The organism is Chitinilyticum litopenaei DSM 21440, assembly GCF_000428145.1.
Lineage (GTDB): Bacteria > Pseudomonadota > Gammaproteobacteria > Burkholderiales > Chitinibacteraceae > Chitinilyticum > Chitinilyticum litopenaei.
Window position 1 is genome coordinate 38,298 of the sequence record NZ_ATZJ01000034.1, and the last position, 7,882, is coordinate 46,179.

Here is a 7,882-nt window from a genome sequence, read left to right on the forward strand (position 1 = left end):
GCAGGGCAATACCCTTGTCAGTTTTTGGCCGGGCCGGCTCACAGCTTGGAGAGCTGATCCAGCAGGCGGCGCCAGATCAGCACCAGGCCCAGCAGCGCCGCCAGCAAGGCCAGCCCTGTCCAGATCAGCTGCGGCATTTTTTCGCTGCGCCGGGCCTCTTCGCGCGCGGCCACCGCCAGACGATAGCCTTCGTAATCGGCAATCCGGCAGCCCTCCTCGCCCAGCCGCAGGGCCGCGCCGCCCAGCTCGCGGCGTTCGGCCGCCAGCAGGCCAAAATCACAGAACTGCTTCTCGAAATAGGCGGGATTGGTCGAGAACGGCAGCAGCAGGCGCCCGCCCGCCGCCGGGGGAATCGTGCAGGCATCATCCGGGCAGGTGGCCCAGACGGCATCCCAGGTGGCCTGGGCCTTGTAGCCGCTGAAGGTCAGCCAGCGGGCAAAATTGCGCTGAAAGCGCTTGCGCGCCTGCGCGGTTTCTTCGGCGCCCGTGCCGGGCATGCGCGCGTGATAGGGCAATTCCTGCGGCAGCAGGGCCGGCGGCGGCTCGCGCAGCAGGGCGACGGACTGGCTCACACCGGCGATCAGCAAGGCCGCCAGCAGCAGCAGGGCCAGGCTGGCGGCGCACAGCAGATAGCCCTGTGCGCCCAGCTGACGCAAGCGTTGCCAGAAGGAAGGTCGTGTGGCGTGATGGGCACTCATGGCGTCGGAAGAAAGGGAAAACGGCGGGCATTATCCCACGCGCACCGGGCCTGCCCAACTCCGCGCAGCCTCACGCGGCTTTTTCGCCACCGTATTCTTCAAAGGCCAGCAAGGCCTCGGCTGCCGTCATCATGCTGGGGCCGCCGCCCATGTAGATCGCCACCTGCAGCATTTCGAGAAATTCGGCGCGCGTCACGCCCTGTCTGACGCAGGCCATGGCGTGAAAGCCCAGGCAGCCATTGCAGCGGGCCGAGATGGCGATGGCCATGGCCATCAGTTCCTTGTGCTTCTTGGACAGCGCGCCGTCATCATGGGTGGCGCGCGCCATGCCCTGGAAACCCTGATAGGTGTCCGGAATTTCCTTCACGAACTCGCGCAGCTTCTTGCTGATGTCGGCCACCAGCGGTTTGAATTCGGTTGTCATGCTCAAGCCCCCTGCCATGCAGAAACGGCAAAGGCCGGAAACCGGCCTCAGCGAGAAAGATGGAACTGCGGCTCAGGTCTTGGGCAGCGTCACGCCCACCTGGCCCTGATACTTGCCGCCACGGTCGCGGTAGCTGGTTTCGCAGACATCATCCGCATCGGCTTCGAAGAACAGCACCTGCGCCACACCTTCGTTGGCGTAGATTTTCGCCGGCAACGGCGTGGTGTTGGAGAACTCCAGCGTCACATAGCCTTCCCACTCCGGCTCGAAGGGCGTGACATTCACGATGATGCCGCAGCGCGCGTAGGTGGATTTGCCCAGGCACACGGTCAGCACATTGCGCGGAATGCGGAAATACTCGACGGTGCGCGCCAGCGCGAAGGAATTCGGCGGAATGATGCAATAGCCCTTGCCGGACACGTCGACAAAGCTGTTTTCGTCGAAGTTCTTCGGGTCGACGATGGTGGAATTGAGGTTGGTGAACACCTTGAATTCATCGGCGCAGCGGATGTCGTAGCCATAGCTGGAGGTGCCGTAGGACACGATGCGCTCGCCGTCGCGCTCCTTGATCTGGCCGGGAATGAACGGCTCGATCATCCCGTGTTCCTGCGCCATGCGGCGAATCCACTTGTCCGACTTGATGCTCATGCTGTCACATCCCTGAAATACGGTTGGCGAAATTTTGCCGTATTGTACCTGCGCAGTGCGCGCCCCGCACTTGCCGTGCCTGACACAATTGCCGACAATCAAAAACAGGCAAGTCCACGCCGCACTACAACACGCCAGCCCCGGCACGGCGCCCAGCTGAACGGGTACTGGTCGAACCAGAAGGAAATCCGATGTCCCTGCCAGCCTGCCCGGCCATTACCCTGCCCACCACCAGCAATGCCTGCTTCGACCCCGCAGCCCTGCGCGGCCAGGCCTTCGTGCTGTACTTCTATCCCAAGGACAGCACACCCGGCTGCACCACCGAAGGCCAGGATTTCCGCAACCATCACGCCGCCTTTCTCGCTGCCGGCTGCCAGGTTTTCGGCGTGTCGCGCGACTCGCTGAAGTCGCATGAAAACTTCAAGTGCAAGCAGGAATTTCCGTTCGAGCTGATCAGCGACCCGGACGAAACGCTGTGCGAGGCGTTTGGCGTGATGAAGCTGAAGAACATGTACGGCAAGCAGGTGCGCGGCATCGAGCGCAGCACCTTCGTCATCAACAAGGAGGGACAGATCGTCAAGGAATGGCGCGGCGTGAAGGTGCCGGGCCATGTGGAGGAAGTGCTGGCGTTTGTACAGACGCTGAAATGAGAACAAGGCGACCCGGTGTCGCCTTTTTTGTTGTCCGCACCATCAGATAACGACAAGGAGCTGGCCATGGCTACCCGCAAACGCAAGACCCCTGCCAATACCAAGTTTTTCGTGCTGGACACCAACGTGCTGATGCACGACCCCACCTCGATCTACCGCTTCGAGGAACATGACATCTTCCTGCCGATGATGACGCTGGAAGAACTCGACAACAACAAGAAGGGCATGAGCGAAGTCGCCCGCAATGCCCGTCAGGCCAGCCGCTTCATGGAAGAGCTGATTGCCGGCAAGGAGCACACGCTGCATGACGGCGTGCCGCTGGAGGAACCGAGCAAGGGCCAGGCCACCGGCTCGCTGTTCCTGCAGACCGAAGCCATCACCAGCGTGCTGCCCGCGCAACTGCCGATGGGCAAGGCCGACAACCAGATCCTCGGCGTGGTGCACCACCTGCAGCAGATGTGGCCCAAGCGCCAGGTGATCCTGGTGTCGAAAGACATCAATATGCGCATCAAGGCGCGCGCGATGGGGCTGGCGGCCGAAGACTACTTCAACGACAAGGTGCTCGAAGACACCGACCTGCTCTATACCGGCATGCGCGAAATCGACCAGGCCTTCTGGGAGAAAAACGGCAAGGACCTGCAGAGCTGGCAGGAAGGCGGGCGCAGCTACTGGCGCATCAAGGGCAACGACGTGCCCGACCTGCACCCCAACCAGCTGCTCTACCAGCTCGGCGATACCCCCCTGCAGGCACGCGTCATCGGCGTCGAAGGCAAGACGGCCACCATCGAAAGCCTCAAGGACTACAGCCACACGAAGAATTCCATCTGGGGCATCACCGCGCGCAACCGCGAACAGAATTTCGCGCTCAACCTGCTGATGAACCCGGACATCGACTTCGTCTCGCTGCTGGGCCAGGCCGGCACCGGCAAGACGCTGCTGACGCTGGCGGCGGGGCTGACGCAAACGCTGGAATCAAAAATCTACAGCGAGATCATCATGACGCGCGTCACCGTGCCGGTCGGCGAGGACATCGGTTTCCTGCCCGGCACCGAAGAGGAAAAGATGCTGCCGTGGATGGGGGCGCTGGAGGACAATCTGGATGTACTGAACAAGACCGACAGCGAGGCTGGCGACTGGGGCCGCGCCGCCACCCGTGACCTGATCCGCAGCCGCATCAAGGTCAAGTCGCTCAATTTCATGCGCGGGCGCACCTTCCTCAACAAGTTCCTCATCATCGACGAGGCGCAAAACCTGACGCCCAAGCAGATGAAAACGCTGATCACCCGCGCCGGCCCCGGCACCAAGGTGGTCTGTCTGGGCAACATCAGCCAGATCGACACGCCCTACCTGACCGAGGGCTCGTCGGGCCTGACCTTCGTGGTGGACCGCTTCAAGTACTGGGATCACTCCGGCCACATCACGCTCACGCGCGGCGAGCGTTCGCGACTGGCCGACTATGCGGCGGAAGTGCTGTAAACATCAGCCCTCGCGGCAACACCGGCCCGGCAGCCTGCTGCCGGGCTTTTTTTGCGACCTGGTCAAGCAGGCAACTCAGCACCCCCACATACCATTTACCGTATAACCGTCCAAATCAATATCTCATTACCTTTCAGAAATATACCCTGCACGACTCCATCAGCACCTGGCTTGTCGGCACAAAATTGACACCAAAATAGTAAATTTGAAATAATCAAGTCAGCATATTCACCAGCATTCACTACTGGCAATCCAGCCACTGGTCATACAGGAGCAAGACCATGGACAATCCCTATGCCGCGCCGCAGGCCAGCCTCAGCAACAGCGCGGAAACCCGGGAGTATGATTACGCCGGTTTCTGGTTGCGAACCGCTGCCTCGCTGATTGACGGGATTGCCATTGTGCTGATCACCTTCCCCTTGTCCCTGCTGGTCTATGGCGTAGACGAGTATCTCTATACCACAAGCTTCTATCTCGGGCCGGCAGACCTGGTGATCAATTACGGTTTACCAGCCGTACTGACCATTCTCTTCTGGCTGCAGCTGGGCGCGACACCGGGCAAGATGCTGTTGAAGCTGAAGGTCGTCGACGCCCGAACCGGCCAGCGCCTCACCCTGGGCAAGGCGATACTGCGTTATTTTGGCTATTTCCTGTCGGCGCTGCTGCTGGGCATCGGGTATTTCTGCGTGGGTTGGGACAAGCGCAAGCAGGGCCTGCATGACAAGCTGGCCGGTACGCTGGTACTCAAGGCACACAACGGCAAGGGCACGCCGCAGATCAGCTTTGCCGGCTGAACCTGAGTGGCAGGATGCTGAGCGATCCGGCCCTCTGGCGCCTCAACTTCCGCATTACAGCTGGCAACGGCTTGAGAGCCAATCGATTTCAACCTCAGAGGGCCGGATCAACAAGGCGCAGATTGCCGTGAGGGCGCGCTTGCTCGCGATACCCTGCTGATTGCAAGGCAGGCTCGTGCCCATTACCTCAATACCTTACAGAGGCGAATCAACAAGGTCCCTGCCAAGCGCCCACTCGCGCACATAGTCCGGCGCGTCGATGCGGCAATCGGCGGCGGGCTGCGGCGTAGCGCGCACCGTAGCGTAGGGCAGCACGCCGGTCCAGACCGGGATGTCCATGTCCTTTTCGTCGTCTTCCGGGCCGCCGCTGCGCACCTTGGCGGCGGCTTCATCGAGCGGGATTCTCAAGACGATGGTCGCGCCCAGTTCCTGGCGGCTGCCCGGGCGCGCTTCGTGCTGGCGACCCGGCGCCAGCTTGTGCATGAACTCGTCGAGCGCGGCCGCCTTGCCGGTCTCGTCGGCGATCGCCTCGAAGCGGCCGTAAATCACCGCCGAGCGGTAATTCATCGAATGGTTGAACGCCGAGCGCGCCAGCACCAGGCCGTCGAGGTGACTGATGGCGATCGCCACCTCGGCGCCGCCGGCCAGCGTCTTCATCAGCCGGCTGCCGTTCGAGCCGTGGATATACAGATGCTCGCCGCTGCGCCAGTAGGCCATCGGCAGGCAATGCGCGCCGCTGTCATCAGCAAAGGCGATGTGGCAAAGATAGCCATCGTCGAGAATGGCATGCAATGCGGCGCGGTCGTAAACGGCGTTCTCGGGAATGCGGCGGATGCGGGTGCGCGGGGTCGGGGCGGTGCTCACGGTGGCGGTTCTCCTGCGGGTTGGAATGGAATGCCCGCAGCATAGCCGGCGCGGTGGTTCCGGCATAAGATCCACACTTGCCAAATTTCATGGAACCACTGCGATGGACTATGCGCTTTTGCTCAACGACGCCCTGCCTGCCGACGCCTCGCGCCAGCAGCGCCTGTATCTGGCGTTGCGCGCGGCCATCCTGCAGCAAGGGCTGGCCGCCGGAACCCGGCTGCCGGCCAGCCGGCAACTGGCGGGCGAGCTGGGCATCGCGCGCAATTCGGTCGTTTACGCCTTCGAGCAACTGGCGAGCGAAGGCCTGGTCAACGCCACGCCGCGCGGCACCGTCGTCGCGGCCCTGCCCTTGAATACCACCGGCCTCCGTGCGGCGCAGACGGCAACGGCCGTGCTGTCGCGGCGCGGCGGCGCCTACCGCACGCCGTTTCGCGAGCCGGAAACGCCGGCGGCCTTCACGCCCGGCGTTCCGGCGCTCGCCGAGTTTCCGATGGCGCGCTGGCAAAAGCGCCTGGCCCGGCACTGGCGCGATGCGGCGGTGGGCGACCTCGGCTACGGCGCGCCCGCCGGCGAACCCGAGCTGCGCGCAGCGATTGCCAGCCACCTGCGCGGCACACGCGGCGTGCGCTGCGACAACGCGCAGGTCTTCATCACCGACGGCACGCAGCACAGCCTGGATCTGTGCGCGCGGCTGTTCGCCGACGCCGGCGACATCGCCTGGATCGAAAACCCCGGCTACCACGGCGCGCTGAACGCCTGGCGCACCGCGCAGCTCGACGTGCGCGGCATCGCCGTCGACGCCGACGGCATCGCCCCGGGCGCGGCCGACTGGCGCGAGCCGCCGCGGCTGATTTACGTCACCCCCTCGCACCAGTACCCGCTGGGCAGCGTGCTGAGCCTGGAGCGCCGCCTGCAGCTGATCGAGCACGCGCAGCGGCACGGCGCGCTGATCGTCGAGGACGACTACGACAGCGAATTCCGCCGCGACGGGCCGCCGCTGCCGGCGATGCAGGGGCTGGTGGCCGATGCGCCGGTCGCCTATCTGGGCACCTTCAGCAAGACGCTGTTCCCGGCGCTGCGCATCGGCTTCCTGGTCGTGCCCGTGGCGCTCGCGCCGCTGGTCGACGCCGCGCTCGCGCAATGCCAGCCGCGCGGGCGGCAAATCGAGCAGCGCGCGCTCGCCGGCTTCATCCGCGACGGCGAATTCCTCGCCCACCTGCGCCGCATGCGCAAGCTCTACAGCGAACGCCGCGACGCGATGATCGCCGCCATCCACCGCCATTTCGGCGACCTTGCCGAGGTCTGCGGCGGCTCGTCCGGCATCCACCTCGCCATCCGCCTGCCCGCGACCATCCCCGACGCAACCATCAGCCGCCAGGCGCTGGCCGCCGGCCTCGTCGCCCGGCCGCTGAGCGCCTACCGCAGCGGCGCTCCGGACAGCGCCAGCAATGGCTTCATCCTCGGCTACGCGCAAGTCCCCGCCAGCGAGATGGACGCACACATCGCCACGCTCGCGCGGCTGGTGCGCGAACATGCCGCAGGCAAATAGCTGAATCCGGACATACCCAAAACAGGATAGCGCCACAAGCAATACGCCAAAAGGGCTGCAGACCAATACCCATGCATGACCACGTAAATGCAGGCTGCAGGCAACACCCGGCGCCGCGCACTGGCGAGCGTCCGGGGCGATTGACAGCCGGTGACGGCGTCTTTAGGCTGGTTTGCTTGAATCTTACGAACAACCACCACCGAAGCCGAGGTAAACATGGCCGCCAAATCCGTACAAACCCTGCTCGAAGACCTGCGCCTGGTTTCCGAAGAACGCTACGTCCTGGTCCAGGCCGTGCGCGATCTGGTGCGCGCCACGCTGCCGGACATCAGCGAGGAAGTGAAATACGGCGGCATCCTGTTTGCCTCGTCCGGCCAGCCATTCGGCGGCGTGTTTGCCTACAGCCAGCATGTCTCGGTGGAATTCGGCGCCGGCGCGCTGATTGACGACCAGTTCGGCCTGCTGGAAGGCAGCGGCAAGGGGCGACGGCATCTCAAGCTGCGGGGGATAGACGACATTGCGGCGAAAAAACTGGCGGCGTATTTGCCGCTGGCGCTGGCGGCTGCAAGCGCGAGCCAAGCCAGATGAAACAACCGGTGTTCCGATCGACGCCACTTGAAGACAGCCTGCTGGCCATCAGCCAGGAAGAAGGCGCAAGCGTGCCGCTTGCAAGGGCTGGGTACCTCGAAAAACCCCTGTTTTCATGAAAAATTGCTCGGTAACTCATTGATTCTTAAAGGGGCGGCTTTTGAAAAATGAGGTTTTTCGAGGTGCCC

At 63.6% G+C, this 7,882-nt stretch carries 9 protein-coding genes; 5 read left to right on the forward strand and 4 right to left on the reverse strand.

Annotation, left to right across the window (positions count from 1 at the left end; genetic code table 11):
• Window positions 1-38 precede the first annotated feature (38 nt).
• From C515_RS0112685 to dcd, 3 genes are all read right to left on the reverse strand, one after another.
• Window positions 39-698, reverse strand: coding sequence for a hypothetical protein (locus C515_RS0112685; RefSeq protein ID WP_144290453.1), 660 nt, complete (start codon window positions 696-698; stop codon window positions 39-41).
• A 70-nt stretch (window positions 699-768) separates the two neighbouring features.
• Window positions 769-1,122: a carboxymuconolactone decarboxylase family protein gene (locus C515_RS0112690; RefSeq protein ID WP_028455846.1), complete on the reverse strand. Its 354-nt coding sequence runs from the start codon at window positions 1,120-1,122 to the stop codon at window positions 769-771.
• A 72-nt stretch (window positions 1,123-1,194) separates the two neighbouring features.
• The gene (gene dcd, locus C515_RS0112695; protein ID WP_028455847.1) at window positions 1,195-1,770 is read right to left on the reverse strand and encodes a dCTP deaminase; all 576 of its coding nucleotides are present in this window, start codon (window positions 1,768-1,770) and stop codon (window positions 1,195-1,197) included.
• Between the two features lie 191 nt (window positions 1,771-1,961).
• Here dcd and C515_RS0112700 point away from each other — a divergent pair, with 191 nt between their 5' ends.
• From C515_RS0112700 to C515_RS0112710, 3 genes are all read left to right on the forward strand, one after another.
• Entirely contained in the window at window positions 1,962-2,420 is a 459-nt protein-coding gene (locus tag C515_RS0112700; protein ID WP_028455848.1) for a peroxiredoxin, read from the forward strand.
• A gap of 66 nt (window positions 2,421-2,486) precedes the next feature.
• A complete protein-coding gene (locus tag C515_RS0112705) occupies window positions 2,487-3,896 on the forward strand; it encodes a PhoH family protein (protein ID WP_028455849.1) in 1,410 nt (469 codons plus the stop codon).
• A 281-nt stretch (window positions 3,897-4,177) separates the two neighbouring features.
• Window positions 4,178-4,690: an RDD family protein gene (locus tag C515_RS0112710; RefSeq protein ID WP_028455850.1), complete on the forward strand. Its 513-nt coding sequence runs from the start codon at window positions 4,178-4,180 to the stop codon at window positions 4,688-4,690.
• Window positions 4,691-4,885: 195 nt separating this feature from the next.
• On the opposite strand, the gene C515_RS0112715 is transcribed toward C515_RS0112710, so the two are convergent.
• A complete protein-coding gene (locus C515_RS0112715; RefSeq protein WP_028455851.1) occupies window positions 4,886-5,554 on the reverse strand; it encodes a pyridoxamine 5'-phosphate oxidase family protein in 669 nt (222 codons plus the stop codon).
• Window positions 5,555-5,657: 103 nt separating this feature from the next.
• Between C515_RS0112715 and pdxR the strand changes: the two genes are divergently transcribed.
• Window positions 5,658-7,106 (forward strand): MocR-like pyridoxine biosynthesis transcription factor PdxR, encoded by a 1,449-nt coding sequence (pdxR, locus tag C515_RS0112720; protein ID WP_028455852.1) that lies wholly within the window; start codon window positions 5,658-5,660, stop codon window positions 7,104-7,106.
• Between the two features lie 216 nt (window positions 7,107-7,322).
• Complete coding sequence (locus tag C515_RS0112725) at window positions 7,323-7,694, forward strand: DUF1801 domain-containing protein (protein WP_028455853.1); 372 nt, start codon at window positions 7,323-7,325, stop codon at window positions 7,692-7,694.
• Window positions 7,695-7,882: the final 188 nt, after the last annotated feature.